The following is a 24,060-nucleotide window of genomic DNA, read 5'->3' on the forward strand; positions in this document are numbered from 1 at the left end:
CCGACGTGATACCGCTCGGCCCAGGAGTACACAGACTGGCGCGAAGCACCGGCCTGACGGGCTACCTGCGCGACCGCGACCCCATCGAGCACCCGTGGTTCCGGCCCGCCGTCGTCGTACGGGTGGTACGGGCTGCCGCCGCTCAGGCCCGGCTGAGCACCGCGTCCGGCTCGGCGGGGGCGGAAGGCTCGCCGTCGGCGGGGCGTTCGCGCAGGCTCAGCGCCAGCCGGAGCACCGCGACCCACATCAGCGACGAGCCGAGCATATGGGCCCCGACCAGGACCTCGGGCACCCCGGTGAAGTACTGGAGATAGCCGATGCCGCCCTGGAGGAGCAGGACCACCAGCAGATCGCGGGCCCTGGCCCGGGTGTCGCCGGGGGCGTCCACCACCCGGAGCACCAGCCACATCGCCACCGCCAGGGCGCAGACCAGCCAGGCGGACGCGGCGTGCAGCTGGGCCGCGTTCACCCAGTCCCACGGCATCCGGGGTACGTCGCTGCTGTCACCCGCGTGCTTGCCGGAGCCGGTGACGGCCGTACCGAGCACGATCGCCAGCCCGGCCGCGATCACGACCGCCCAGGAGAGCCTGCGGACCGGCCGCGGCACCCGGGGACGCGGGGCGGTGTCGCCCTCGCCCGCCCGGTGCCAGGTCAGGACCGCGACCGTGAGGAGCGCGTTGGCGAGCACGAAGTGCGTGGCGACGGTCCACGGGTTGAGCGCCGTCCAGACCGTGATGCCGCCGAGGACCGCGTTGGCGAGCACGATCCAGAACTGGAGCCAGCCGAGCCGGGTCAGGGAGCGGCGCATCGGCTCGGCGGCGCGCGCCGCGACGATCGTCCAGCCGACGGCCGCCGAGAGGACGTACGTCAGCAACCGGTTGCCGAATTCGATCGCCCCGTGCAGGCCCTGCTCGGGCGTGGCGAAGAGGCTGTCGTCGGTGCACTTGGGCCAGGTGTCGCAGCCCAGGCCCGATCCGGTGAGCCGGACCGCGCCCCCGGTGACGATGATGACCACGGTCATCACGACGGCGGAGAGCGCGGCCCGCCGGACGATGCCCGGTGCGGGCGTCCAGCGCTGCGCGATGCGGTCGAGGGGAGTTTGCACGGGCCCATCGTAGGACGGGCCTTGTGCATGGATTCACGAGGGGTGCCCGGCGGGTCGGGCGGAGCCGTCCCGGCCGGTCACTCCCAGCGGAAGAAGCGGGCCGCGGCGCCCAGTCCCAGGGCCGCCCAGACGGCCAGGATCCCGAGGTCGGCCCAGGGGACCCCGGCGCCGTCGGTGAGGACGTCGCGCAGTCCGCCGGAGAGCGCCGAGATCGGCAGCAGGGCCAGGACGTCGGCGGCGGCGCCGGGGAAGCGGTCCAGCGGGACGATCACCCCGCCGCCGACCAGGAGCAGCAGAAAGACCAGATTGGCGGCGGCCAGGGTGGCCTCGGCCCGGAGCGTCCCGGCCATCAGCAGCCCGAGACCGCAGAACGAGGCCGTGCCGAGGGCCAGCAGCAGGAGGACGGCGGCGAAGCCGGTGACGCCGCCCTTCGGGGACCAGCCGAGACCGAGGGCGATGGCCGTCAGGAGGGTGATCTGGAGGAGCTGGGTGAGCAGCACGGAGAGCGTCTTGGCGCACATCAGCGCCCAGCGGGGCAGCGGGGAGGCGCCGAGCCGCTTGAGCACCCCGTACCGGCGTTCGAATCCGGTGGCGATGGCCTGGCCGGTGAAGGCGGTGGACAGCACGGCCAGGGCGAGGACGCCGGGCGCGAGGAAGTCCACGGCCCGCTCGCTCCCGGTGTCGACGATGTCGACGGTGGAGAAGAGGACCAGTACCAGGGAGGGGATGACGATGGTGAGCAGCAGCTGTTCGCCGTTGCGCAGCAGCATCCTGGTCTCCAGGGCCGTCTGGGCGGCGATCATCCGCCCGAGCGGGGCCGCGCCGGGCCGGGGGGCGTAGGTACCCGTACTCATCACCGCAGCTCCTTGCCGGTCAGCTCCAGGAAGACGTCCTCCAGGGTGTGGCGCTCCACCGAGATGCCGTCCGGCATCACACCGTGCTGGGCGCACCAGGAGGTGACCGTGGCCAGCAGCTGCGGGCCGACCTCGCCCGTTATCCGGTACGTCCCCGGGATCGGCTCGGCCGCCTCGGTGCCGTCGGGCAGGGCCTTGAGGAGGGCGCCGACGTCGAGGCCGGGGCGGCCGGTGAAGCGCAGGGTGTTCTCGGCGCCGCCGCGGCAGAGCTGCTCCGGGCTGCCCTGGGCGATCACCCGGCCGCCGTCGACGATGGCGACGTCGTCGGCAAGCTCCTCGGCCTCGTCCATGAAGTGGGTGGTCAGTACGGTGGTGACCCCGTCGGCTCGCAGCTCCCGGACCAGGGCCCAGGTGGCCCGGCGGGCCTGGGGGTCGAGTCCGGCGGTCGGCTCGTCGAGGAAGACCAGCTCGGGGCGGCCGACGACGGCCATCGCGAGGGAGAGCCGCTGCTGCTGGCCGCCGGAGAGCCGCCGGTAGGAGGTCCGGCCGCAGTCGGCGAGCCCCAGCCGCTCGATCAGGAAGTCCACGTCCAGCGGGTCGGCGTGCAGCTTGGCCAGATGGCGCAGCATCTCGTCGGCGCGGGCGCCCGAGTAGACCCCGCCGGACTGGAGCATCACCCCGACCCGGGGGCGCAGCCGGGCGGCGTCGGCGACCGGGTCGAGGCCGAGGACGCGTACCGTGCCCGCGTCGGGGCGCCGGTAGCCCTCGCAGGTCTCGATGGTGGTGGTCTTTCCGGCTCCGTTGGGGCCGAGGACGGCGGTGACGGTCCCCCGGGGGACGGTCAGGTCCAGGCCGTTCACGGCCGCCTTGGATCCGTACCGCTTGACCAGGCCCTGGATCCGGACGGCGGGCTCGCTCTGCATGCCGGGAAGTCTAGGTGCCGCTCCGCGGCGCCCGGGGCCGTACCCCCGACTCCGTCCGGCGGGCGCCGTCGGGAGGGGCGGGAAATGGCCAGGGGGCGGCCGGGGCGGATGGGGCGGATGTGTTTTCGGAGTCGGGAGGGGCGCCGCGGGTGGGTCGCACGGCCCCGGACAATGGGTGCCGCCCACCGGCCTCGTGCCTGGTCAGGGCGGGTTCGAAGGGTGCCCTTCGGCAAACCGGCTTAGGTTACCCTAAGTGACGAACGGCACCGCCGGAGGGTCCGTATGGCGGTTGTCACGCCTCCGGGAATTACGCAACAATGGCGTTGTGAAAAACGTCGGCGAGGCTCCCCGTGAGGAACTCGTGACCGGGTCGCGGTCGGACCGATCGACACGTGACCGGGTCGCGCGCTCCCTCCTGGACCACGGCCCGTCCACGGTGGCCGACCTGGCCGGACGGCTCGGGCTGACCCAGGCCGCGGTCCGCCGGCACCTCGACGCGCTGGTCGCGGAGAAGGTCGTCGCCGCCCGGGAGAAGCGGGTGTACGGCGCCCGGAGCCGCGGCAGGCCCGCGAAGGTCTTCGCGCTCACCGACTGCGGCCGGGACGCCTTCGACCAGTCCTACGACTCGCTCGCGGTGGACGCCCTGCGCTGGATCGAGCGGCACGCGGGAGGGGAGGCGGCCGTCGCCGCCTTCGCCCGTGAGCGGCTCGGCCACCAGGCGGAGAGCTACCGCGCGGCCGTGGCCGCCGCCCCGCCCGACGGGCGTACGGCGGCGCTGGCGAAAGCGCTCAGCGCCGACGGGTACGCTGCTGTGGCGCGCAGCGCGCCGGGCGCGCAGCAGGGCGAACAGCTCTGCCAGCACCACTGCCCGGTCGCACACGTCGCCGAGCAGTTCCCGCAGCTGTGCGAGGCGGAGACCGAGATCTTCTCCGAGCTCCTCGGGACCCATGTGCAGCGTCTGGCCACTATCGCCCACGGCGACGGGGTCTGTACGACGTTCATTCCGCAGGGTCCGCGCGGAGCTCCGGACGGCCCGCGGACGGCACCGCACCCACAGACCACATCATCAGCATCCACACGCACGGCCGGGAGGAACCCCGCATGACTCTCCCCACGGAGACTGCTCACCCCGAACTGGAGGGTCTGGGCACCTACGAATTCGGCTGGGCCGACTCCGACGAAGCCGGCGCCGTCGCCAAGCGCGGCCTCTCCGAGGCGGTCGTCCGCGACATCTCGGAGAAGAAGAACGAGCCGGAGTGGATGCTGAAGCTGCGGCTCAAGGGCCTCCGGCTGTTCGACAAGAAGCCCATGCCGAACTGGGGCTCCGACCTCTCCGGTATCGACTTCGACAACATCAAGTACTTCGTCCGGTCCACCGAGCGCCAGGCCGAGTCCTGGGAGGACCTGCCCGAGGACATCAAGAACACCTACGACCGGCTCGGCATCCCGGAGGCGGAGAAGCAGCGCCTGGTCGCCGGTGTCGCCGCGCAGTACGAGTCGGAGGTCGTCTACCACCAGATCCGTGAGGACCTGGAGGCGCAGGGCGTGATCTTCGTCGACACCGACACGGCGCTGAAGGAGCACGAGGAGCTCTTCAAGGAGCACTTCGGCACCATCATCCCGGTCGGCGACAACAAGTTCGCGTCGCTGAACACCGCCGTCTGGTCCGGCGGCTCGTTCATCTACGTCCCCAAGGGTGTCCATGTCGACATCCCGCTCCAGGCCTACTTCCGGATCAACACCGAGAACATGGGCCAGTTCGAGCGGACGCTGATCATCGTCGACGAGGACGCCTACGTCCACTACGTCGAGGGTTGTACGGCGCCGATCTACTCCTCCGACTCGCTGCACAGCGCCGTGGTGGAGATCATCGTCAAGAAGGGCGGCCGCTGCCGCTACACGACGATCCAGAACTGGTCGAACAACGTCTACAACCTGGTCACCAAGCGCGCCGTGGCCTACGAGGGCGCGACCATGGAGTGGGTCGACGGCAACATCGGCTCCAAGGTCACCATGAAGTACCCGGCCGTCTACCTGATGGGCGAGCACGCCAAGGGCGAGACGCTCTCCATCGCCTTCGCGGGCGAGGGCCAGCACCAGGACGCCGGGGCCAAGATGGTCCACATGGCGCCCAACACCTCCTCCAACATCGTCTCCAAGTCGGTGGCGCGAGGCGGCGGCCGGACCTCCTACCGCGGTCTGATCGAGATCGGCGAGGGCGCCCCCGGCGCCAAGTCCAATGTGCTCTGCGACGCGCTGCTGGTCGACACGATCTCCCGCTCGGACACCTACCCCTACGTCGACGTCCGCGAGGACGACGTGTCCATGGGCCACGAGGCGACCGTCTCCAAGGTCTCCGAGGACCAGCTCTTCTATCTGATGAGCCGGGGCATGACCGAGTTCGAGGCGATGGCGATGATCGTGCGCGGCTTCGTCGAGCCGATCGCCAAGGAACTGCCGATGGAGTACGCGCTGGAGCTCAACCGGCTGATCGAGCTCCAGATGGAGGGCTCGGTCGGCTGACCCGCCCGCCGTACCCCTCCGGGGCGGGCACCGCCGTGCCCGCCCCCGCCCCGACAGATTTCCTTCACGACAGGCAGAGAGAGAGCACGACGACAGCCATGGCTGAGGCTCAGAACATCCCGGCGGGTTCCACCACCGCCGGCGCGATCGCGGTGGCCGCCGAATCGACCGTCGCCACCCGGATGAGCGCGCCCCCGTCGTTCGACGTGGCCGACTTCCCCGTCCCGCACGGCCGCGAGGAGGAGTGGCGGTTCACCCCGCTGGGGCGGCTCGCCGGACTCCACGACGGCACGGCCGTCGCCTCCGGCGGTGTGAAGGTGGCCGTGGAGGCTCCCGAGGGCGTCACCGTCGAGACCGTGGGCCGGGACGACGCCCGGCTCGGCCGGGCGGGCAAGCCCGTGGACCGGGTCGCCGCGCAGGCGTACTCCTCCTTCGAGCAGGCGTCCGTCGTCACCGTGCCCAAGGAAGCCGTGCTCACCGAGCCGGTCCGGATCGCCGTCCACGGTGAGGGCGGGGTCGCCTACACCCATCTCGTCGTCGAGCTGGGCGCCTTCGCCGAGGCCGTGGTCGTGGTCGACCACACCGGCGACGCCGTCCTGGCCGCCAATGTCGAGTACGTGCTCGGCGACGGCGCCAAGCTGACCGTGGTCTCCGTCCAGGACTGGGACGACAAGGCCGTACACGTCTCCCAGCAGGACGCCCTGGTCGGCCGGGACGCCTCCTTCAAGTCCGTCGTCGTCACCTTCGGCGGCGACCTGGTCCGGCTGCACCCCCGGGTCAGCTACGCGGCCACCGGCGGCGAGGCCGAGCTGTTCGGGCTCTACTTCACCGACCGCGGCCAGCACCAGGAGCACCGCCTGCTGGTCGACCACAACGCCCCGCACAACAAGTCGAACGTGGTCTACAAGGGCGCCCTCCAGGGCGACGACGCCCACGCCGTCTGGATCGGCGACGTACTGATCCGGGTCGCGGCCGAGGGCACCGACACCTACGAGATGAACCGGAACCTGGTCCTCACGGACGGCGCCCGGGTCGACTCGGTGCCCAACCTGGAGATCGAGACCGGTGAGATCGTCGGCGCCGGACACGCCTCGGCCACCGGCCGCTTCGACGACGAGCAGCTGTTCTATCTGATGGCCCGCGGCATCCCGGAGCAGGAGGCCCGCCGACTGGTGGTCCGCGGCTTCTTCGCCGAGCTGGTCCAGCAGATCGGCCTCCCCGATGTCGAGGAGCGGCTGATCGCCAAGATCGAGGAAGAGCTGGAGGCATCGGTCGCATGACGTTCGTCCGAGCCTGCGCGCTCAGTGAGCTGGAGGACGACACCCCCAAGCGGGTGGAGCTCGACGGCCTGCCGGTCTCGGTCGTCCGTACCGAGGGCGAGGTCTTCGCGATCTACGACATCTGCTCGCACGCCAATGTCTCGCTCTCCGAGGGCGAGGTGGAGGACTGCCAGATCGAGTGCTGGCTGCACGGCTCCAGCTTCGACCTGCGTACCGGCAAGCCGTCCGGACTGCCCGCGACGCGCCCCGTCCCCGTTTACCCCGTAAAGATCGAAGGGGACGATGTGCTCGTCTCCCTCACCCAGGAGTCCTGAGCTACCCATGGCAACGCTTGAAATCCGCGACCTGCACGTCTCCGTCGAAGCCGAGAACGGCTCCCGGGAGATCCTCAAGGGTGTCGACCTGACCGTGAAGCAGGGCGAGACCCACGCCATCATGGGCCCCAACGGCTCCGGCAAGTCCACCCTCGCCTACTCGCTGGCCGGTCACCCCAAGTACACGATCACCGGTGGTCAGGTCACCCTCGACGGCGAGGACGTCCTGGAGATGTCCGTCGACGAGCGGGCCCGCGCCGGTCTCTTCCTCGCCATGCAGTACCCGGTCGAGGTCCCCGGTGTCTCCGTCTCCAACTTCCTGCGCACCTCCGCCACCGCGATCCGCGGCGAGGCCCCCAAGCTCCGTACCTGGGTGAAGGAGGTCAAGGAGGCGATGGAGCGGCTCCACATGGACCCGGCCTTCGCCGAGCGGAACGTCAACGAGGGCTTCTCCGGCGGTGAGAAGAAGCGCCACGAGATCCTTCAGCTGGAGCTGCTGAAGCCGAAGATCGCGATCCTCGACGAGACCGACTCCGGCCTCGACGTCGACGCCCTGCGCGTGGTCTCCGAGGGTGTCAACCGGGTCCGCGAGTCCGGTGAGGTCGGCACCCTGCTGATCACGCACTACACCCGCATCCTGCGGTACATCAAGCCCGACCACGTGCATGTCTTCGCGGCCGGCCGGATCGCCGAGTCCGGCGGCCCCGAGCTGGCGGACAAGCTGGAGGCCGAGGGCTACGAGGAGTACGTCAAGGGGGGCGCGACCACATGACGACTGAGCTGCCGGGGCTGCTCGACACCGAGGCCATCCGTAAGGACTTCCCGATCCTGGACCGGGTGATCCACGACGGCAAGAAGCTCGTCTATCTCGACAGCGCGGCCAGCTCGCAGAAGCCGCGCCAGGTCATCGAGGCGATGAGCGCGTACTACGAGCGTCACCACGCCAATGTGCACCGCGGTGTGCATGTGCTGGCCGAGGAGGCCACGGCGCTCTACGAGGACGCCCGGACCAAGGTCGCGGAGTTCATCAACGCGCCCAGCCGGGACGAGGTGATCTTCACCAAGAACGCCTCGGAGTCGCTGAACCTGGTCGCCAACATGCTCGGCTGGGCCGATGAGCCCTACCGGGTCGACCGGGAGACCGAGGTCGTCATCACGGAGATGGAGCACCACTCCAACATCGTGCCGTGGCAGCTGCTGGCGCAGCGCACCGGCGCGAAGCTGAAGTGGTTCGGCCTCACCGACGACGGCCGGCTCGATCTCAGCAACATCGAAGAGGTCATCACCGAGCAGACGAAGATCGTCTCCTTCGTCCTCGTCTCCAACATCCTGGGCACGATCAACCCGGTCGAGGCGATCGTCCGGCGGGCCCACGAGGTCGGCGCGCTGGTGCTGATCGACGCCTCCCAGGCCGTTCCGCACTCCCCGCTGGACGTCCAGGCCCTCGGTGCCGACTTCGTGGCCTTCACCGGCCACAAGATGTGCGGCCCGACCGGGATCGGCGTGCTGTGGGGACGGCAGGAGCTGCTGGAGGACCTGCCGCCGTTCCTCGGCGGCGGCGAGATGATCGAGACCGTCTCGATGCACTCCTCGACCTACGCCCCCGCGCCGCACAAGTTCGAGGCCGGTACGCCCCCGATCGCCCAGGCCGTGGGCCTCGGCGCGGCGGTGGACTACCTCAACGCCATCGGCATGGAGAAGATCGCCGCTCATGAGCACGCGATCACCGAGTACGCGCTCTCCCGGCTGCTGGCCGTTCCCGACCTGCGGATCATCGGCCCGGTCTCGGCCGAGGACCGGGGCGCCGCGATCTCCTTCACGCTCGGTGACATCCACCCCCATGACGTGGGTCAGGTCCTGGACGAGCAGGGCATCGCGGTCCGGGTCGGCCACCACTGCGCGCGGCCGGTCTGCCTGCGGTACGGAATTCCCGCGACCACCCGAGCGTCGTTCTATCTGTACTCCACGCCCGCCGAAGTGGACGCGCTGATCGACGGGCTGGAACACGTCCGTCAGTTCTTCGGATAGCGGGAGCCGTGTTGTGAAGCTCGATTCGATGTACCAGGACGTCATCCTCGATCACTACAAGAACCCGCACGGGCGGGGACTGCGCGAGGGTGATGCCGAGGTACACCATGTCAATCCCACCTGTGGCGACGAGATCACCCTGCGGGTGCGGTACGAGGGCACCCGGATCGCGGATGTCTCGTACGAGGGCCAGGGGTGTTCCATCAGCCAGGCCAGCGTCTCGGTTCTGAACGAGCTGCTGGTCGGCAAGGAACTCGCCGAGGCGCAGAAGATCCAGGAGACCTTTCTGGAGCTGATGCAGTCCAGGGGCCGGATCGAACCGGATGACGCCATGGAGGAGGTGCTGGAGGACGCGGTCGCGTTCGCCGGTGTCTCCAAGTACCCCGCGCGGGTCAAGTGCGCCCTGCTGGGCTGGATGGCCTGGAAGGACGCGACCGCGCAGGCGCTGGGTGAGGGATCCGGCGCCACCGAGAGGAAGACGGCATGACCGAGAACGCCGGGGCCGCGCTCAAGCCGGCCTCCGAAGAAGAAGTCCGTGAGGCGCTGTACGACGTCGTCGACCCCGAGCTGGGGATCGACGTGGTCAATCTGGGGCTGATCTACGGCATCCATATCGACGACTCCAATGTCGCCACGCTGGACATGACGCTGACGTCGGCGGCGTGTCCGCTGACCGATGTGATCGAGGACCAGGCCAAGTCGGCCACCGAGGGCCTGGTCAACGAGCTGAAGATCAACTGGGTCTGGATGCCGCCGTGGGGTCCGGACAAGATCACGGACGATGGGCGCGAGCAGCTGCGCGCCCTGGGGTTCAACGTCTGACCCCTTCGTCGTACGGAGGCGCTCCGGTGCCTTCGTGATACGGCCGTGCCCACCGGTGCTCCCGGTGGGCACGGCCGTTCTCCGGCCCTCTTGTGTACGGGCGTACACAACGTTGTGTACGGTTGTACGCATGGGATACGGACTGCTTGCCGGGGCCATAGCCTTCGAGGTCGCCGCCACGACGGCGATGAAGTACAGCGAGGGCTTCACCAAGCTCTGGCCGTCGCTGGTGACCGTCGTCGGCTATCTGATCGCCTTCGCCCTGCTCGCCCAGACGCTCAAGACCCTCTCGGTCGGTACCGCCTACGCCATCTGGGCGGGTGTCGGCACGGCCGCTGTCGCCGCCATCGGCATGGTCTTCCTGGGCGAGTCGGCGAGCGCCGCGAAGTTCGCCGGGATCGGGCTGGTGATCGCCGGGGTCGTGGTGCTCAATACGGGCGGGGCCCACTGATGGCCCGCCGCTACGACCCCGACCGCCGGGGCCGGATCGTCGACGCCGCGATCCGGGTCGTCGCCCGGGACGGGATCGCCGGGGTCAGCCATCGCACCGTGGCGGCCGAGGCCGATGTGCCACTGGGCTCCACGACGTACCACTTCGCCTCCCTCGACGAACTCCTGGTCGCCGCGCTCCGCCGGGCCGACGACGGCTTCGCCGCGACCGCGCGGCGCTCCGCCGCGCTCACGGACCCCGACTGCGATCTGGCGGCCGAACTCGCCCGGACCGTGGGCGGCTGGCTCACCGACGAACGGTCCGACGCCGAACTCTGCTACGAGCTGTATCTGGCCGCCCTGCGCCGCCCCGCCCTGCGCCCGGTGGCGGGGGAGTGGGCCGAACAGGTCGCCGTTGCGCTGGCCCACCGGGTGGACCGGGAGACCGCCCGGGCGGTGGCGGCGCTGGTGGACGGGGTCTGCGTGCAGGTCCTGGTCACCGGCGAGGCGTATGACGAGGAGTACGTCCGCGGGGCGCTGCGCCGGATCATCGGCGGTGAGACGAGTTCGCCCGGGGGCGCCGCCGCCGGTTAGGTTCTCCTTATGACCGATACCACCGTCTCCCGTACCACCACCGGCGCCGTCGCGGCCGGGCTCGCCACCATCGCCGCCGACGGAACCGTTCTCGACACCTGGTTCCCCGCCCCCGAACTCGCCGCCGAGCCCGGCCCCTCCGGCACCGAACGCCTGGACGCGGACCGTACCGTCCAGTTGCTGGGCGCGGGGGCCGCCGAGGCGGTGGGGCTCGACGCCCGCAGGAACGTCGAGGTCGTCGCCGTACGGACGGTGATCTCATCGCTGGACGAGAAGCCGATCGACGCCCATGACGCCTATCTCCGGCTGCATCTGCTCTCCCACCGGCTGGTCGAGCCGCACGGCCAGAGCCTCGACGGGCTGTTCGGGCTGCTGGCCAATGTGGCCTGGACATCGCTGGGCCCGGTCGCCGTCGACGACATCGAGAAGGTCCGGCTGAACGCCCGCGCCCAGGGTCTGCACCTCCAGGTCACCGGGGTCGACAAGTTCCCCCGGATGACGGACTACGTCCTGCCCAAGGGTGTCCGGATCGCCGACGCGGACCGGGTCCGGCTCGGCGCGCATCTGGCCGAGGGCACCACCGTGATGCACGAGGGCTTCGTCAACTTCAACGCGGGCACCCTCGGGACCTCGATGGTCGAGGGCCGGATCTCCGCCGGGGTCGTCGTCGGCGACGGCTCCGACATCGGCGGCGGCGCGTCCACCATGGGCACCCTGTCCGGCGGCGGCAATGTGATCATCGCCATCGGTGAGCGGTGCCTGATCGGCGCCGAGGCGGGTGTCGGGATCGCGCTCGGCGACGAGTGCGTGGTCGAGGCGGGGCTCTACGTCACCGCCGGGACCCGGGTCACCCTGCCGGACGGCGAGATCGTCAAGGCCCGGGACCTCTCCGGCGCCGACAACATCCTCTTCCGCCGCAACTCGGTCACGGGCGCGGTCGAGGCCCGGCCGAACAACGCGGTCTGGGGCGGGCTGAACGAGGTCCTGCACGCGCACAACTGACCCGGTCACCGGGCCGGTCGCACGTTTCGTACGTCTGGTACGAGCCGGGCCCCGGCGGCCGTCCGATGAGTGACGGCCGCCGGGGCCGCGGTGATTCCGGCCCCGGTTCAGGCCGTCGCGGCGGCGTCCGCGTAGGGGCGCGGGGCCGGGGCGGCGGCGGAACCGGGGCCGGGGCCTGTCCCCGCGACCAGGGCGTCGAGGGCGGCTCGCAGCGCCGCCTCCTCCGCCCGGCTCGCGGACTGGAGCGGCGCCCGGACCGGCCCGGCGCCGAGCAGTGCCTTGGCGGTCACCGATCCCGGCAGCTCACCCCGCATCATCAGCCGGGTCAGCGGGCCGAGCCGCCGGTGGGCCCGCAGGGCCTCGTCGCGGTCGCCCCGGTCGAAGGCGTCGCGTACGGCCCGGACCGCGCCCGGGGCGACATTGGCGACGGTGCTGATACAGCCCGCGGCGCCGAGCGCGTACAGCGGCAGATGGAGTTCGTCGCACCCCGAGTAGTACGCCAGATCCGTCGCCGCCATCACGTCCGACGCCCCGGCCGGGTCGTACGAGCAGTCCTTGACGCCCACGATCCGAGGATGGTCCGCCAGCTCCAGCAGCGTCTCGGGCGCGACCCGGGTGCCGGTACGGCCCGGGATGTCGTAGACCAGCAGCGGCGCCCCGCAGGCGTCGGCGACGGCCCGGAAGTGCGCGGCGACGGCGGCCCGGGGCGGCCTGCTGTAGTACGGGGTGACCACCAGGAGTCCGTCGGCCCCGGCCGACTCCGCCGCGCGGGCCAGCTCCACCGTGTGCCGGGTGTCGGCGCTGCCCACGCCCGCGACGAGCGGGACGCCGTCGCCGACCGCCGCGCGGACCGTCCGTACCAGCGCCGTCTTCTCGGCGTCCGTGGTCGTCGGGGACTCGCCGGTGGTGCCGTTCAGTACCAGCCCGTCGCAGCCCTCCTCGACCAGCCGGACCGCCAGCCGGGCCGCTGCACCGTGGTCGAGCGCGCCGTCCGGGCCGAACGGGGTGACCATGGCGCAGAGCACCCGGCCGAAGGGGCGGGCGGGGGAGCCGGCGTCGAAGGGCGGCGGGGAAGGGGCCATATCCGCAGTCTGCGCCGCCCGCACAGATCAGGTCTACTTAGATTTTCTTCAGGTGACGGGTAAGTGATGCTGAAGAGTAGGGTGCCGGGGGCGCCGGTTGACCTCAAGCGGACTTGACGTTTCAGGATGGTGATCACGGCGTGCCGACGGGGTCCGCCGGGAGGGAGAACACCATGTCCGCCGAGTCCGCGAACATCCCGCGGCCCACGGTCGTCGTCCCGCACGCCCGGCCCGATCTCGGCCGGGAGGGGGTGGGCGTCGTCAAGGTGTCCACCTGGGACGTGGGGACACCGGAACGCCAGCGGGCCGTGCTCGCCGCGATCGAGACGGCGTGGACCCGGCACGGCTGGCCGGAGCCGGGGCTGCTCTCGTACACGGTCCACGTCGGCGACGACGGCCGGACCCTGCTGCACTACTCGCAGTGGGCCGACGAGGGCTCCTACGAGCGCTTCTTCGCCGAGGTCCGGAGCGATCGGAATGCCGAGATCGATACCGCGGTCCCCGGAATCGAACGGCTCGGGCTCCATGTCTACGAGCTGTACCGGGGGACCGGCGGCGGTTCCGGCGACGCCAGGGTCCCCGGCTCGGTGGTGATCGTCGAGGTCGAGTTCGACGGTCCCGACCGGGAGCGGCAGCGCGCCTGGGTGGACGGCGTCTTCGCCGCGATGGCGGCCGCCCCCCGGTTCGACGGCGGCGGTGGTACGGAGCCCGGGGCCGGCGGCCGCCCGCACGACGCCGGGATCTCCGGCTGGTTCCACGTCGGCACCGACGGCACCCGCGTCCTCAACTACGCCGAGTGGGAGACCGCCGAGGCCCATGCCGCGGCCCTCGAAGGGCCGGGTGAAGGCGTCGGATCCGATTCCGAGGAGTGGCGCCGGGTCCACGAATTCCCCGGGGTCCGGGACGGCCGGGTCCGCCGGTACGCGCCCGGGCTGAGCCTGCGCCCCGGCGTCTGACGGTCCGAGGGGCGGGCCGGGGCGGCAGGGAGGGGGAGGCCGTACGGCCGTCCGGCCTCCCCGGCCGCCGTGGGCGTTACGGCCGGAACCGCAGCAGCTGCGGGTCGTGGTCGCTGTCCTGGTCCGCGAACTCGGCGTTGATATGGACGCTGTCGTAGCCGAAGTCCCCGATGCCGGGGCTGGTCAGGATCTGGTCGAGCACCTGGCTGTTGCCCTGGTAGACGTACGAGTACCGGTCGCCGCGCGGCAGCGACTTCACGGCCGGGTAGAGCACCCCGCCGTCGGTGAGCGCATCCGTCGTGGCCGAGAACTCGAAGTCGTTGATGTCCCCGACGACCAGGACGTCCGCCTTCCGGTCGACCGCCAGGACCTCCTTGACGAAACCGTTCACGGCCCGGGCCTGCTGGAGCCGCCTGACCTCGGAGGAACGATTCGGCGGCTGACGGTGCGAGGTGAGGGCCTCGTCGCCGCCCTTCGAACCGAAGTGATTGGCGATCACGAACACCTTCTTGCCGCGGAAGGTGAACTCGCCCGCCAGCGGCTTCCGGCTGGACTCCCACGCCGCGTCCGCCGGGGCCACCCGGCCCGGCGACAGGGTGAGGGCGGCGCGCCCCCGCTCCCGGACGACCCCGGTGGGCGTGGTGGCGTCGCCGCCCGCCCGGTCGGCGAAGGAGACCCGCTCCGGGTTGAAGAGGAAGACCTGGCGGATATTGCCGCCGGGCTCGCCGCCGTCCTTGTTGTTCTCCGGGTCGATACCGCGCCACTCGTACGCCGGGCCGCCCGCCGCCCGGATCGCGGCGATGAATCGTTCCACCGTCTGGTCGGCGGCGACCGTGCCGTCGTTCCGCGCCCCGCTGTTGTCCTGGATCTCCTCCAGGGCGAGGATGTCCGGCGAGGCCAGATTGCCGACCACGGCCCGGCCCAGGGCGTCGAACTTCTCCTGGGGGTCGGACGGATCCAGGTTCTCCACGTTGTACGTCGCCACCGACAGCTCGTGGCGGCCCTGCGGGCGGGCGCTCTCCCGCCCGGTGCCCCGGTCGGCGACGGTCAGCGGGGTACGGGCGGTGAGGGTGTAGCCGCCGTACTGGTTGAAGTCCAGCGGGCCCTCCGTCGTACCCGTCAGCACATCGCCCACATTCGCCTTCGGGAACGGCTGCTCGGCCAGCGGCACCAGCGACTGGACCTTCAGCCGTCCGCCGTTCTGGGACTCGTACGAGCCGTACCGCGTCCCGCCGCGCGGGGTGCGGTTCTCCTCCGGCTTCACCGTCACCCACAGCTCCGAGTAGGCGCTCGCGCCGACGACCCGGGAGGAGCCGATCCGGATGTTCGAGCCCTCCAGCGACTCGTAGTAGTCGAGGGCGAAGCGGCGCGGGTCGAGCCGGAGCGCGTTGACGCTGCCGCCCGCCGCCGGGTCGCCGGTGGGCGCGTACGCCGCCGGAACGGTCCAGGCGGCGACGGTGACCGCCTCGGGCAGCGGGTTCCCCGAGGAGAGCACGGTCACCGAGGGGCGGGAGAGCTGGGTCAGGGACTGGTTGCCGGAGTTCGTCCCGCCGGGCACGAACTCGCTCACGGTGCCCGAGACCAGGACGGAGTCCCCGGGCCGGACCGCCGGAGCCGAGCCCGAACCCGTGAAGACGAAGATCCCCTCACTGGTCCGCGCGTCGCCGTCGCCGTCGGGGTCCTGGAACCAGAAACCGCGCGACGAGCCGTATCCCCGGACGCCGGTGACGATCCCGGGGACGTCGGCGACGGCCGTGCCCACCAGCGGGGAGATACGGGTGTCGCCCTGGATGTGGTGGATCCGGACCCCGGCCGCCGCGGCCTGGTCCGCGGAGTCCGCGGTCGCGGCCGGCGAGACGGCCAGCAGCCCGGCCGCGACGGCGGCGGCGACGACCGCGGCGAGCGCGGCGGATCTCGGTGTGACGGAAGAAGAAGGCATCGGAGAACTCCCCGGGTCGGTCGGGACGCGATGAAGGGCAACGGACGACGGTGCGAGGTGCAGGGTCGACGAGAAGCGGGGTCTCGGCTCTACGCGCGTCAATCTCCGTGCTGCGCACATCACTTGTCAAGGGTGTCCGGGTGTCCCGGAGGCGGCGGACGGACGAAGAAGAAGTACGCGGAGGTACGGAGAGGCGCGCCGCCGCGCACCGGACGGGTGGGCGGGCTCCCGAGCGCCGGTTTCGCGCCGCGATGAACGGTGCCCGCGGCCGGTGGTCGGGACGCCGGCCGGTGGACACCGGAAAGGTCGGACAGGGGCGGGGGCGGGGGCGGGGCAGCCGCCGGGCGCGGCGCCCGGCGCGACGTTCGCGGGGCGATTACGTCTACGCTGGGGAACCGCCGCCGGGGCCATGCCCGGACCCCGTACGCCTCCGAGGAGAAGCACCCGATGCCCCAGGACCGTCCCACCCTGCCGCCCGTGATGCTGCGTCCCGACGCGGAGCTGGCCCGGGACGCGCTCGCCTCGCCCCTGCTCTCCCGCGCCGTCCGGCTGGCCCGCTGGGCGGGCCCCGGGACCCGGGTCGGCGCCGGGGGCGAGCTGGCCGACGAACTGCTCCCGGCCGCGGCGGCGGAGATCGGGCTGACCCCCGACGACGACGGCCAGGCCTATGCGAGTGAGGCGTGGCGCGCCGCCGTCGACGCGGGGCTCGTGGCCGTCGAGGACCCGGAGGGCGACGGGGCCGATTACGGCACCGCGACGGCGGGCGACCAGCTGGCGCTGATCACCTCCGGCTCGCCCCAGGACGTCCTCGGGGTCTGGCTGGAGACGCTGGAGGCGGCGCACGCCGACGCCATCGCGCCCGTACTGGACGATCTCGCGGACCTCGTCGGCGAGAACGGCGACCTCGACTACGACGCACTCGACTGGGACCCGGAGGGGGAGGCCGAGTTCCTCGACGGGGTGCTCGGCAATCTCTATCTGCTCACCCTCGCCGACGGCGCCGACGAGCCGGTCCCGCTGCCCGCGCTCGCCGCCTCGATGATCGTCCCCGACGACATGGGCGAGCCCACGGACGACGTACTGGAGCAGGTCTCCACCGCGATGGTCCGGCTCGACGACCAGTTCCGGCTGCTGGAGGGCGTCGGGCTGGTCGACTACCGGCCCGTCGACGAGGAGCTGATGGCGGAGGCGGGCGACGACACCCCCGACGAGATCGACGACGAGGACGTCTCCCGGTACGGACTGGTCCGGCTCACGCCCCTCGGCCTCTACGGCGTCCGGGCCCGGATGCTGGAGGCCGGGGTGGACGCCCCGGCCGTCGGCGATCTGGCCGGAAAGGGCGCCGACGTACTGCTCGACGGACTCGCCCACTACCCGGAGTCCGCCGCCAGGGCCGAGACCGAGCGGTGGCTCGCCCGGCACGAGCCCGCCACCGCCACCCGCGAACTCCTCGCCGCCGCCCGGGGCCGGGACGAGGGCGCCCCGCTGCGCCGGCTCAGCTGCCAGCAGGCGCTCACCCTGATCGGCCCGGAGGGCGAGCCGGAGGTCCGCGCGGTCCTCGACGACCCCGAGCTGGGCGGCCTGGCCCGGGTCTGGCTCACCGAACGCGGCGCGTCCGACGTCCCCGCGCCCTCCGAGGAGATGATCTTCTGGCTCTCCGTCGACACCATCGCCGCCCAGCTCGACGCCGGTGGTGAACTGGAGGAGCTCCAGGGCCTCGTCCAGGGCCTGACGGGCACCCACACCGGCTTCCTCGACGCGGCCTGGCGGGTCGACCACCCGGCGACGGCGGACGTCCTGGAGGCGATGGGCCGCCTGCACCCGGAGAAGCGGTTCGCCAAGGAAGCCCGCAAGGCGGCGTTCCGGGCCCGCTCGCGCCAGGGCGGCTGAGAGTTCGTACGAGGGGCGGTCAGATCACGGGCGGGCGTCCCAGCCGGGTCGTCCGCCACACGGTCCGCCACCGCATCGGCCGCCTCGGCGGGCACGGGGTCCGTACGCCCTCGAAGAATCCGGCCCACCACGCCTTGAGCCCTTCCTTCGGCGGCCTCTGCGTCAGCGTGTACGCCGCCCAGGCCGCCAGATACACGGGCACCAGGGCGGCGGGCAGGCGGCGTTTCGCCAGCCAGACCCGATTCCGGCCGGTGTTGCGGTAGTAGACGGCATGCCGGGACGGCGCGGTACGAGGGTGCCGGAGTACGAGGTCGGCCCGGTAGTGGATGTCCCACCCCGCGTCGAGGGCACGCCAGGCGAAGTCGTTCTCCTCGTGCGCGTAGAAGAACGGGGTGGGGAAGTCGCCTACCTGGTCGGCGGTGGCCATCCGAATGGCGTGCCCGCCGCCGAGATAGGTGGTGACCGGCCCGGACACCATCGGGTCGGCGGCGCCGGGGCGGGGAATGTGCCTCCGCTGGGTCTCCCCCTGTTCGTCCGCGACACGGAAGCTCACGATCCCCAGCCGGGGATCGGCGGCGAAGGCTTCCCGGACCCGCCGCAGGGTGGTGGTGTCGGGGAGCAGCCCGTCGTCGTCCAGGACGACCACGACCTCCGCGCCGCGCTCCCTGGCCCACTCCACCCCGGCGTTTCGTCCGCCGGGAATCCCCAGGTTCTCCGGCAGCTCCACACCCGCGACCCCGTCGGGGAGCGGGGGCAGCGCCGTGCCCTGTCCGAGGACGACGACCGAGGCGCTCCGATCGTCCTGCGCCAGCACGGAGTCGAGCAGGGCGCGGAGTTCGGTGGGCCGATCGCCCATGGTCAGGACGACGACGCCGAGGGTGGGGGTGTCCATGTGGTCCTTCACGAGGCAGCTCATGGTCGTTCGCGGTGGCGGAGCGGCATGGGGTCGTAGGCGCCCCCGCCGGGGCCTGGGCCGTTCACGTCATGGAGATTTGAGGGATGCCACATGCCGGGCCCGGTCCTCCAGGTCCCGGACGCCGGGGACGGGGCGGTACGCGGGCAGCGCCCGGAGCAGGGTGCTCAGGTGTTCGTCGCCCCGGGCCGACGAGATCGACATGTACTCGTCCAGGAACATCTCCCAGGTCCCGCACGCGGCCTCGACGTGGCGCATCCGGATCTGGCGTTCGGCGATCACACCGAGGCAGTGGAGCCGCCCTTCGCGTTCCAGGGGGGAGCGGGCGGCGTTCGCCCGGCGGAGGCTCGCGATCGATTCGGCGCGCTCGCCGAGGTGCCAGCGGACCTGCCCCTCGTGGAAGTGGAAGGCTGCCCGGTCGTAGCCGCCGACCGCGTCCCGGCGGTCGTCGGCCCGGGAGAGGGCGGATTCCGTCTCGCGGAGCCGCGCCCGTGCGGTGTGGCCGTCGCCGGTCATCGCGGCGGCTGCCGCCTGCTGCCCACGGAGAAAGGCGACGAGACGCGGCCCGGAGACGGGCGCCGCTTCGGCGGCGGCGTCCGCGAGTTCGAGGCCCTTGGCTCCGTGCCCGAGATGAGTGGCCTGGAGGCTCATCCCGCGCAGGGTCCGGCAGTAGGTGATGTGGTCGTCGGCCGCGCCCGCGAGTTCCAGGGCGCGTAGGTAGTACTGCTGCCCGAGCCCCTGCGCGCCCTCGTACATGGCCATCCATCCGGTGAGATAGACGAGGCCGGCGGCGGCCGACTTCATCCGCCGCCGGGTCCGTTCGGTGCCGGAGGCACGGAGGTACGGGCCGACGGTGTTGGTGATGAACGCGGCGGCCATGGGGCGGGCGTGTCCGGCGCCCACCTGATCGAGGATGCCGGCGATATGCGTGGTCATCGTCCGTACGGTCTCGACATCGCCGGTTCCGATGCGCACGGTGCGTCCGGCCGCGGCCGGAGCGGGGCGCTCGGCGGCGGAGGCGACATCGGCGAACGCGGGCACGGTGACCGCGGCCGCGTACATCCCGGTCTTGACCACCCCTCTGCGGGTGGGATCCATGTCCGCTCGGCTCAGGTCGATCACTCCCGCCGCGGCATCGCGTTCCCCCGGCTGGTCGCCGTCCGTGCCGGGCCAGCCGATCTGCGCGCAGCCCATGGGGCGTCCGAGGAGTCGGGACAGGGCCTCGGCGATCACCCGGCGGGCTTCGGGCCTGGGGACGGATCCGGCGAGCCAGTGGGACACGGTGGTCTTGTCATAGCTGAGCGGAACACCGAACTCCCGGCCGACGGCGTTGACCCGGCGCGCGAGCTGCGCGTTCCCGATCGGGCCGCTCCGCATCACCCGCGCGAGTGCGGAATTCGGTGTACGTGGCCGTCGTGGCATGGCTACCCCCGGGGCGCGTTCAACCTGTTCAACCGGTGCTTCAACTCTGCTCCTTACCCGGAGGTCACGTAAAGGAGTTGAGTGATGACAAGCCATCGAGGAACGGAGTCACCCCGTGAACGACCTTCCAGCGCCCCGGCCTGCCGTCGCCGTGGGCGTCGTGCCCCGCGCGGACGGGTGCGTGCTGCTCGTCCGCCGGATCAACGAGCCGTCCGGCTGGGCCTTCCCCGGCGGGTGGATCGAGCCGGGCGAGACGCCGGAGGCGGCGGCCGTGCGGGAGGTGCGGGAGGAGACCGGGCTGGTCGTGACGCCTGGTCGGCTCTTGGGTACGCGGACGCATCCGGTGTCGGGGCGGAACGTCGCGTATGTGGTGTGCGCGGTCGCCCGGGGGACGAGTACCCGGCACCGCGTGGCCGCGCCGGGTGAGATCGGCGCGGTCCTCTGGGTGGACCGGGACGCCCTGCACCGGTACTTGGGGGATCCGTACCCGCCGGTGGGGCAGTACCTCGCGGGCCTCCCGGCGGCCGACGGCATCGATCTCGGCGAGGTCGCGGCGGACGTACGGCTCGCCCGTGCGGCTCCGGCGGAGGCCGATGCCGACGCGCTGCGGCACCGGCTTCGGGAGTACGCCGCGGCGTTGGCCGTCCCCGGGGAGGCGTACGGGCGGAGTCTTCGCGGCTCGCACCGGCGGGTCGTGCTCGACACCGTGCGGTACGTCCGGCGGGTGGTCGAGGACCCGGGCGTCGCGTTGGTCCGGCCGGCCGGGCTGGTGGAGACCCTCGCGCTCTACGCGGCCGAGCGGAAGGCGGCCCGGTGACCGGCGACGGGGTGGGGGCCGGTGTCGTCCTCTGGGCCGCCGTGCTCGCGGGGCCGGCCGCCGTCACCGTGGTCGCCCGGGCCGAGGCCGATATCGAACGACCCGAACTCGCCGCATCCGACGAGGCATCCGAACAGGAAAGGGAGTCGACATGACACAGCACAACGAGCCGTCCCCGCCCGCCGCCGACGAACGCGCCTGGCCGCCGTGCCGGTGCGGGAACGACATCTGCCCGGACCGGCCCGGCCGCCCCACACCGGCCGGGCCGGTCGTGACCGTGCCCGTCACCCCGTTCATGCGGGCGGCCATCGACCGGATCACCGCCGCCGCGCGGGCCGGGAAGGGAACCCGATAGACATGGCCGACACCGGTATCGAGCGGTGCCAGCGCTGCTGCGGCCCCGTACCCGGCACGGACGAGCACCGCATCTGGTGGGACGACGGCGCCTCCGGCGCCCGACCCGCCATGTATCTCTGCGCACGGTGCATGCCCGGACAGCCGGGCGGCGCGGAGGCCGGGGCCCCCGCGCCGGAGCGAGACCGCTGACGCGCTACAGCGCCTGGGCCGCGGGCTTCACCATGCCGCGGACCGTACGGGACTTCACGAAGTCGCCCATGGCCGTCATCTCCCATTCGCCCGAATACTGGCGAATCAATTTGGCCATCATCACGCCCGTCTGGGGCTCGGCGGTGGTCAGGTCGAAGCGGACCAGCTCCTCACCCGTCGCCGCGTCCAGCAGCCGGCAGTACGCCTTGGCGACCTCGGTGAACTTCTGGCCGGAGAACGAGTTCACCGTGAAGACCAGGCCGGTGGCGTCGGCGGGCAGCCGGCCCAGGTCGACCGTGATCACCTCGTCGTCGCCCGCGCCCTCGCCCGTGAGGTTGTCGCCGGAGTGCTTGACGGAGCCGTTGAGAATGGTCAGCTTGCCGAAGTAGCAGCTGTCCAGATGGTTCCGCTGGGGGCCGTAGGCGATCACGGAGGCATCGAGGTCGATGTCCTTGCCCCGGTACGCGGGCTCCCAGCCGAGGCCCATCTTGACCTGGGAGAGCAGCGGACGGCCGCCCTTGACCAGGGACACCGTCTGGTTCTTCTGGAGGTTGACCCGGCCCTTGTCCAGATTGATCTTGCCGGACCCGGCCGGGGGAGCGGGCGGCGCGGGCGGTGCCGCGGCGGTCCGGGGGTCGACTGCCGGAGGCGTGAATCCGGGCTGGGTCGGGGCGGTGGAGTTGGCGTACGCCCGGGTCGGGGCGGGCGGCGCGGGCGGCGGCGTCACCGGGGCGGCCGGGGCCTGCGGGGCGGGAGCCTGCGGGGCCGGGGCGGCGGGCTCCTCGTCCACCGAGACCCCGAAGTCGGTGGCGATCCCCGCCAGGCCGTTGGCGTACCCCTGGCCCACGGCACGGACCTTCCACACGCCGTTGCGCCGGTAGATCTCCATGACGACCAGCGCCGTCTCCGCGCCCAGTCGCGGCGGTGTGAAGGTCGCCAGCGCCGCCCCGCTGTCACCGTCGCGGACGGTCGCCGTGGGCTCGACGCCCTGGAAGGTCTGACCCGCCGCGTCCGGGCTCGCCGTGACGACGATCTTCTCGATCCCCGGCGGTACGGCGGCGGTGTCCACCACGATCGCGTCCGGGGCGGCCCCGCCGCCGGAGCGATAGGTCACCCCGGGGCCCGAGGGCTGGTTGTAGAAGATGAAGTCGGCGTCGGAGCGCACCTTGCCGTCGGCGGTGAGAAGCAGGCCCGAAACGTCGAGCCGCACGGGCGCGGCGACGTCCACCGCCACGCGGGGGGCGGACAGTGGAATGTTCGAGCCGGGGGTCATTGCGGTCATGCCAGAAGTAACGACCGGGACCGCTTTGCCGTTCCCTTACCCTCGCGTCCGGTTCCGTCCGCCGCCGCCTTTCACTCTCCGGGAGCACACCGGGAGGTAACGGGACGGGGTGTGCCGGTGCCCCGGTCCGGACGGCGGGCCGGGGTCCGGGCCAGCAGCAGGGCCGTGATCAGTCCCGCGACGCCCACCACCGGGAGGATCGTCCGGACGTCCAGGACCGTGATCAGTCCGGCGCCGAGGGCGAGGGCCACCGCGTTCGGGGCGTAGAGGAGGGTGCTCGCGGTCGCCGCCGTACGGCCCAGGGACCGTTCGGGGGTGTGGCGCTGGACCGCCGTCATCGCCGCGACCAGGACGCACGGCAGGCCGAGGCCGACGGCCGTGCTCGCCGCCAGGGCCACGGCGTCGGACGGCAGGGAGCGGGCCCCGGCGCCGATCGCGAAGAGCGCCGTACCGGCCGCCGCGAAGAGGTGTTCCGGTATTCGGCGCAGCAGGGGGCCGGTGAGCAGGCCGGTCAGGACCGAGCCCGCGCCCTGGGCCGCGTAGAGGACACCGACGAAGGCGGGGGAGCGGTCGAGAACGGAGTCGGCGACGGAGTGGATCAGCGCGCCGTTGACCCCGGCGAGCAGCATCGTCACCGAGCCCGCGAGGATCAGGGGGCGGACGGCGGGGGAGCGGCGGATCACGCGCAGGCCCTCGGCGGTGCCGCCGCGCGCCCGGGCCGGGCCCGGTTCGCGGATCCGCAGCAGAAGGAAGAGCCAGGCGGCGGCCAGGAACGTGGCGATGTCGGCGAGCACGACGGGAGCCCCGCCGTACGCGGCGAAGAGACCGGCCGCCAAGAGCGGGGCCAGGAGCTTCGTGCCCTCGTTCGCGGTGAGCCGCAGCCCGTTGAAGTCGCCCAGCAGCCGGTCGCCGACCACCGAGGGCACCAGCGCCGTCTCGGCCGCGTCGTGGATCACCCCGCAGACGCCGTACAGCACGAGGACGGTGAAGAGCAGCCATATCCGGTCGGCCGAGTCGACCAGGAGCAGCGGCAGCAGCAGGGCGGCCGACGCCAGATCGAGGGCGATCAGCAGCGGTCGGCGGCGGACCCGGTCGGCGACCGCGCCCAGCAGCGGGGCGATCAGCATCGGCGCCCACATCGTGAAGGCGGTGAGCGCGGCGAGGGCGTCGGAACCGGTCAGATCCTTCACCCAGATCCCGGCGACCAGCCACAACGCCGACGTGCCGAAGCCGGAGACGACGACACCGCCGAGACAGAGCCGGGCGTTCCGGTCGCGCAGTACCGCCGCCGCGCCCCACACCATCCGTGCACCCCCCGTCCGCCACCACCCGGCACCGG

26 protein-coding genes are annotated in these 24,060 nt (G+C 72.1%); 17 read left to right on the top strand and 9 right to left on the bottom strand.

Annotation, left to right across the window (positions count from 1 at the left end; all coding sequences use genetic code 11):
* Positions 1–142: 142 nt before the first annotated feature.
* From ABZ714_RS31960 to ABZ714_RS31970, 3 genes are all read right to left on the bottom strand, one after another.
* A complete protein-coding gene (locus ABZ714_RS31960) occupies positions 143–1,105 on the bottom strand; it encodes a COX15/CtaA family protein (RefSeq protein ID WP_358828856.1) in 963 nt (320 codons plus the stop codon).
* Positions 1,106–1,182: 77 nt separating this feature from the next.
* A complete protein-coding gene (locus tag ABZ714_RS31965; RefSeq protein ID WP_358828857.1) occupies positions 1,183–1,959 on the bottom strand; it encodes an ABC transporter permease in 777 nt (258 codons plus the stop codon).
* Entirely contained in the window at positions 1,959–2,882 is a 924-nt protein-coding gene (locus ABZ714_RS31970; RefSeq protein ID WP_358828858.1) for an ABC transporter ATP-binding protein, read from the bottom strand. The genes ABZ714_RS31965 and ABZ714_RS31970 overlap by 1 nt, the downstream gene beginning before the upstream one ends.
* A 325-nt stretch (positions 2,883–3,207) precedes the next feature.
* Here ABZ714_RS31970 and ABZ714_RS31975 point away from each other — a divergent pair, with 325 nt between their 5' ends.
* The 11 genes from ABZ714_RS31975 to dapD all read left to right on the top strand — a co-directional run bounded on the left by ABZ714_RS31975 (position 3,208) and on the right by dapD (position 11,874).
* Entirely contained in the window at positions 3,208–3,987 is a 780-nt protein-coding gene (locus ABZ714_RS31975; RefSeq protein WP_358828859.1) for a metalloregulator ArsR/SmtB family transcription factor, read from the top strand.
* On the top strand, positions 3,984–5,405 hold the full coding sequence (gene sufB / locus ABZ714_RS31980) for a Fe-S cluster assembly protein SufB (RefSeq protein WP_358828860.1): 1,422 nt from the start codon (positions 3,984–3,986) through the stop codon (positions 5,403–5,405). The genes ABZ714_RS31975 and sufB overlap by 4 nt, the downstream gene beginning before the upstream one ends.
* 98 nt (positions 5,406–5,503) lie before the next feature.
* Positions 5,504–6,685: a Fe-S cluster assembly protein SufD gene (sufD, locus tag ABZ714_RS31985; protein ID WP_358828861.1), complete on the top strand. Its 1,182-nt coding sequence runs from the start codon at positions 5,504–5,506 to the stop codon at positions 6,683–6,685.
* On the top strand, positions 6,682–6,999 hold the full coding sequence (locus tag ABZ714_RS31990; RefSeq protein ID WP_358828862.1) for a non-heme iron oxygenase ferredoxin subunit: 318 nt from the start codon (positions 6,682–6,684) through the stop codon (positions 6,997–6,999). The genes sufD and ABZ714_RS31990 overlap by 4 nt, the downstream gene beginning before the upstream one ends.
* Positions 7,000–7,006: 7 nt before the next feature.
* The gene (gene sufC, locus ABZ714_RS31995) at positions 7,007–7,771 is read left to right on the top strand and encodes a Fe-S cluster assembly ATPase SufC (protein WP_358828863.1); all 765 of its coding nucleotides are present in this window, start codon (positions 7,007–7,009) and stop codon (positions 7,769–7,771) included.
* Entirely contained in the window at positions 7,768–9,027 is a 1,260-nt protein-coding gene (locus ABZ714_RS32000) for a cysteine desulfurase (RefSeq protein ID WP_358828864.1), read from the top strand. Before sufC ends, ABZ714_RS32000 begins: the two co-directional genes overlap by 4 nt.
* A 13-nt stretch (positions 9,028–9,040) precedes the next feature.
* Positions 9,041–9,514 carry a Fe-S cluster assembly sulfur transfer protein SufU gene (gene sufU / locus ABZ714_RS32005; protein WP_358828865.1) on the top strand — a complete coding sequence of 158 codons (474 nt, stop codon included), beginning with the start codon at positions 9,041–9,043 and terminating at the stop codon, positions 9,512–9,514.
* Positions 9,511–9,849, top strand: coding sequence for a metal-sulfur cluster assembly factor (locus ABZ714_RS32010; RefSeq protein ID WP_358828866.1), 339 nt, complete (start codon positions 9,511–9,513; stop codon positions 9,847–9,849). Before sufU ends, ABZ714_RS32010 begins: the two co-directional genes overlap by 4 nt.
* A gap of 130 nt (positions 9,850–9,979) precedes the next feature.
* Complete coding sequence (locus ABZ714_RS32015) at positions 9,980–10,300, top strand: multidrug efflux SMR transporter (RefSeq protein ID WP_358828867.1); 321 nt, start codon at positions 9,980–9,982, stop codon at positions 10,298–10,300.
* Positions 10,300–10,872 carry a TetR family transcriptional regulator gene (locus ABZ714_RS32020; protein WP_358828868.1) on the top strand — a complete coding sequence of 191 codons (573 nt, stop codon included), beginning with the start codon at positions 10,300–10,302 and terminating at the stop codon, positions 10,870–10,872. The genes ABZ714_RS32015 and ABZ714_RS32020 overlap by 1 nt, the downstream gene beginning before the upstream one ends.
* Positions 10,873–10,881: 9 nt before the next feature.
* Entirely contained in the window at positions 10,882–11,874 is a 993-nt protein-coding gene (gene dapD / locus ABZ714_RS32025; RefSeq protein WP_358828869.1) for a 2,3,4,5-tetrahydropyridine-2,6-dicarboxylate N-succinyltransferase, read from the top strand.
* A 107-nt stretch (positions 11,875–11,981) separates the two neighbouring features.
* Here dapD and dapA read toward each other — a convergent pair whose 3' ends face one another.
* Positions 11,982–12,956 (bottom strand): 4-hydroxy-tetrahydrodipicolinate synthase, encoded by a 975-nt coding sequence (gene dapA, locus ABZ714_RS32030; RefSeq protein ID WP_358828870.1) that lies wholly within the window; start codon positions 12,954–12,956, stop codon positions 11,982–11,984.
* Between the two features lie 173 nt (positions 12,957–13,129).
* On the opposite strand from dapA, the gene ABZ714_RS32035 reads away from it, so the two are divergent.
* The gene (locus ABZ714_RS32035; protein WP_358828871.1) at positions 13,130–13,912 is read left to right on the top strand and encodes an antibiotic biosynthesis monooxygenase; all 783 of its coding nucleotides are present in this window, start codon (positions 13,130–13,132) and stop codon (positions 13,910–13,912) included.
* 76 nt (positions 13,913–13,988) lie between these two features.
* On the opposite strand, the gene ABZ714_RS32040 is transcribed toward ABZ714_RS32035, so the two are convergent.
* Complete coding sequence (locus ABZ714_RS32040) at positions 13,989–15,851, bottom strand: endonuclease/exonuclease/phosphatase family protein (RefSeq protein WP_358828872.1); 1,863 nt, start codon at positions 15,849–15,851, stop codon at positions 13,989–13,991.
* 447 nt (positions 15,852–16,298) lie between these two features.
* On the opposite strand from ABZ714_RS32040, the gene ABZ714_RS32045 reads away from it, so the two are divergent.
* Positions 16,299–17,741 carry a hypothetical protein gene (locus tag ABZ714_RS32045; RefSeq protein WP_358828873.1) on the top strand — a complete coding sequence of 481 codons (1,443 nt, stop codon included), beginning with the start codon at positions 16,299–16,301 and terminating at the stop codon, positions 17,739–17,741.
* Between the two features lie 19 nt (positions 17,742–17,760).
* On the opposite strand, the gene ABZ714_RS32050 is transcribed toward ABZ714_RS32045, so the two are convergent.
* A complete protein-coding gene (locus tag ABZ714_RS32050; protein ID WP_358828874.1) occupies positions 17,761–18,657 on the bottom strand; it encodes a glycosyltransferase in 897 nt (298 codons plus the stop codon).
* A gap of 66 nt (positions 18,658–18,723) precedes the next feature.
* Entirely contained in the window at positions 18,724–20,076 is a 1,353-nt protein-coding gene (locus tag ABZ714_RS32055) for a hypothetical protein (protein WP_358828875.1), read from the bottom strand.
* 115 nt (positions 20,077–20,191) lie between these two features.
* Here ABZ714_RS32055 and ABZ714_RS32060 point away from each other — a divergent pair, with 115 nt between their 5' ends.
* The 4 genes from ABZ714_RS32060 to ABZ714_RS32075 are packed head-to-tail and all read left to right on the top strand — an operon-like array spanning position 20,192 to position 21,439.
* Positions 20,192–20,893 carry an NUDIX hydrolase gene (locus ABZ714_RS32060; protein ID WP_358828876.1) on the top strand — a complete coding sequence of 234 codons (702 nt, stop codon included), beginning with the start codon at positions 20,192–20,194 and terminating at the stop codon, positions 20,891–20,893.
* Positions 20,890–21,048 (top strand): hypothetical protein, encoded by a 159-nt coding sequence (locus ABZ714_RS32065; protein ID WP_358828877.1) that lies wholly within the window; start codon positions 20,890–20,892, stop codon positions 21,046–21,048. The genes ABZ714_RS32060 and ABZ714_RS32065 overlap by 4 nt, the downstream gene beginning before the upstream one ends.
* Entirely contained in the window at positions 21,045–21,248 is a 204-nt protein-coding gene (locus ABZ714_RS32070; RefSeq protein ID WP_358828878.1) for a hypothetical protein, read from the top strand. The genes ABZ714_RS32065 and ABZ714_RS32070 overlap by 4 nt, the downstream gene beginning before the upstream one ends.
* Before the next feature lie 2 nt (positions 21,249–21,250).
* Positions 21,251–21,439 (top strand): hypothetical protein, encoded by a 189-nt coding sequence (locus ABZ714_RS32075; protein WP_358828879.1) that lies wholly within the window; start codon positions 21,251–21,253, stop codon positions 21,437–21,439.
* Positions 21,440–21,443: 4 nt separating this feature from the next.
* On the opposite strand, the gene ABZ714_RS32080 is transcribed toward ABZ714_RS32075, so the two are convergent.
* Both ABZ714_RS32080 and ABZ714_RS32085 read right to left on the bottom strand, forming a co-directional pair.
* The gene (locus tag ABZ714_RS32080; protein ID WP_358828880.1) at positions 21,444–22,721 is read right to left on the bottom strand and encodes a TerD family protein; all 1,278 of its coding nucleotides are present in this window, start codon (positions 22,719–22,721) and stop codon (positions 21,444–21,446) included.
* A gap of 71 nt (positions 22,722–22,792) precedes the next feature.
* On the bottom strand, positions 22,793–24,025 hold the full coding sequence (locus ABZ714_RS32085) for an MFS transporter (RefSeq protein WP_358828881.1): 1,233 nt from the start codon (positions 24,023–24,025) through the stop codon (positions 22,793–22,795).
* Positions 24,026–24,060: the final 35 nt, after the last annotated feature.

Source organism: Streptomyces sp. NPDC006798 (genome assembly GCF_040635975.1).
In the GTDB taxonomy this organism is placed as follows: Bacteria; Actinomycetota; Actinomycetes; order Streptomycetales; family Streptomycetaceae; genus Streptomyces.

Excerpts from the sequence above, each read along its gene's own strand:
- ABZ714_RS32075 (WP_358828879.1), top strand. The coding sequence starts at position 21,251 with ATGGCCGACACCGGTATCGAGCGGTGCCAGCGCTGCTGCGGCCCCGTA.
- ABZ714_RS31965 (WP_358828857.1), bottom strand. The coding sequence starts at position 1,959 with ATGAGTACGGGTACCTACGCCCCCCGGCCCGGCGCGGCCCCGCTCGGG.
- ABZ714_RS32010 (WP_358828866.1), top strand. The coding sequence starts at position 9,511 with ATGACCGAGAACGCCGGGGCCGCGCTCAAGCCGGCCTCCGAAGAAGAA.
- ABZ714_RS32035 (WP_358828871.1), top strand. The coding sequence starts at position 13,130 with ATGTCCGCCGAGTCCGCGAACATCCCGCGGCCCACGGTCGTCGTCCCG.
- ABZ714_RS32015 (WP_358828867.1), top strand. The coding sequence starts at position 9,980 with ATGGGATACGGACTGCTTGCCGGGGCCATAGCCTTCGAGGTCGCCGCC.
- ABZ714_RS32080 (WP_358828880.1), bottom strand. The coding sequence starts at position 22,721 with ATGACCGCAATGACCCCCGGCTCGAACATTCCACTGTCCGCCCCCCGC.
- ABZ714_RS32050 (WP_358828874.1), bottom strand. The coding sequence starts at position 18,657 with ATGAGCTGCCTCGTGAAGGACCACATGGACACCCCCACCCTCGGCGTC.
- sufB (WP_358828860.1), top strand. The coding sequence starts at position 3,984 with ATGACTCTCCCCACGGAGACTGCTCACCCCGAACTGGAGGGTCTGGGC.
- ABZ714_RS31990 (WP_358828862.1), top strand. The coding sequence starts at position 6,682 with ATGACGTTCGTCCGAGCCTGCGCGCTCAGTGAGCTGGAGGACGACACC.
- ABZ714_RS32040 (WP_358828872.1), bottom strand. The coding sequence starts at position 15,851 with ATGCCTTCTTCTTCCGTCACACCGAGATCCGCCGCGCTCGCCGCGGTC.
- ABZ714_RS32085 (WP_358828881.1), bottom strand. The coding sequence starts at position 24,025 with ATGGTGTGGGGCGCGGCGGCGGTACTGCGCGACCGGAACGCCCGGCTC.
- ABZ714_RS32055 (WP_358828875.1), bottom strand. The coding sequence starts at position 20,076 with ATGCCACGACGGCCACGTACACCGAATTCCGCACTCGCGCGGGTGATG.
- ABZ714_RS32000 (WP_358828864.1), top strand. The coding sequence starts at position 7,768 with ATGACGACTGAGCTGCCGGGGCTGCTCGACACCGAGGCCATCCGTAAG.
- sufC (WP_358828863.1), top strand. The coding sequence starts at position 7,007 with ATGGCAACGCTTGAAATCCGCGACCTGCACGTCTCCGTCGAAGCCGAG.
- ABZ714_RS31970 (WP_358828858.1), bottom strand. The coding sequence starts at position 2,882 with ATGCAGAGCGAGCCCGCCGTCCGGATCCAGGGCCTGGTCAAGCGGTAC.
- dapD (WP_358828869.1), top strand. The coding sequence starts at position 10,882 with ATGACCGATACCACCGTCTCCCGTACCACCACCGGCGCCGTCGCGGCC.
- ABZ714_RS32070 (WP_358828878.1), top strand. The coding sequence starts at position 21,045 with ATGACACAGCACAACGAGCCGTCCCCGCCCGCCGCCGACGAACGCGCC.
- dapA (WP_358828870.1), bottom strand. The coding sequence starts at position 12,956 with ATGGCCCCTTCCCCGCCGCCCTTCGACGCCGGCTCCCCCGCCCGCCCC.
- ABZ714_RS32045 (WP_358828873.1), top strand. The coding sequence starts at position 16,299 with ATGCCCCAGGACCGTCCCACCCTGCCGCCCGTGATGCTGCGTCCCGAC.
- ABZ714_RS32020 (WP_358828868.1), top strand. The coding sequence starts at position 10,300 with ATGGCCCGCCGCTACGACCCCGACCGCCGGGGCCGGATCGTCGACGCC.
- sufD (WP_358828861.1), top strand. The coding sequence starts at position 5,504 with ATGGCTGAGGCTCAGAACATCCCGGCGGGTTCCACCACCGCCGGCGCG.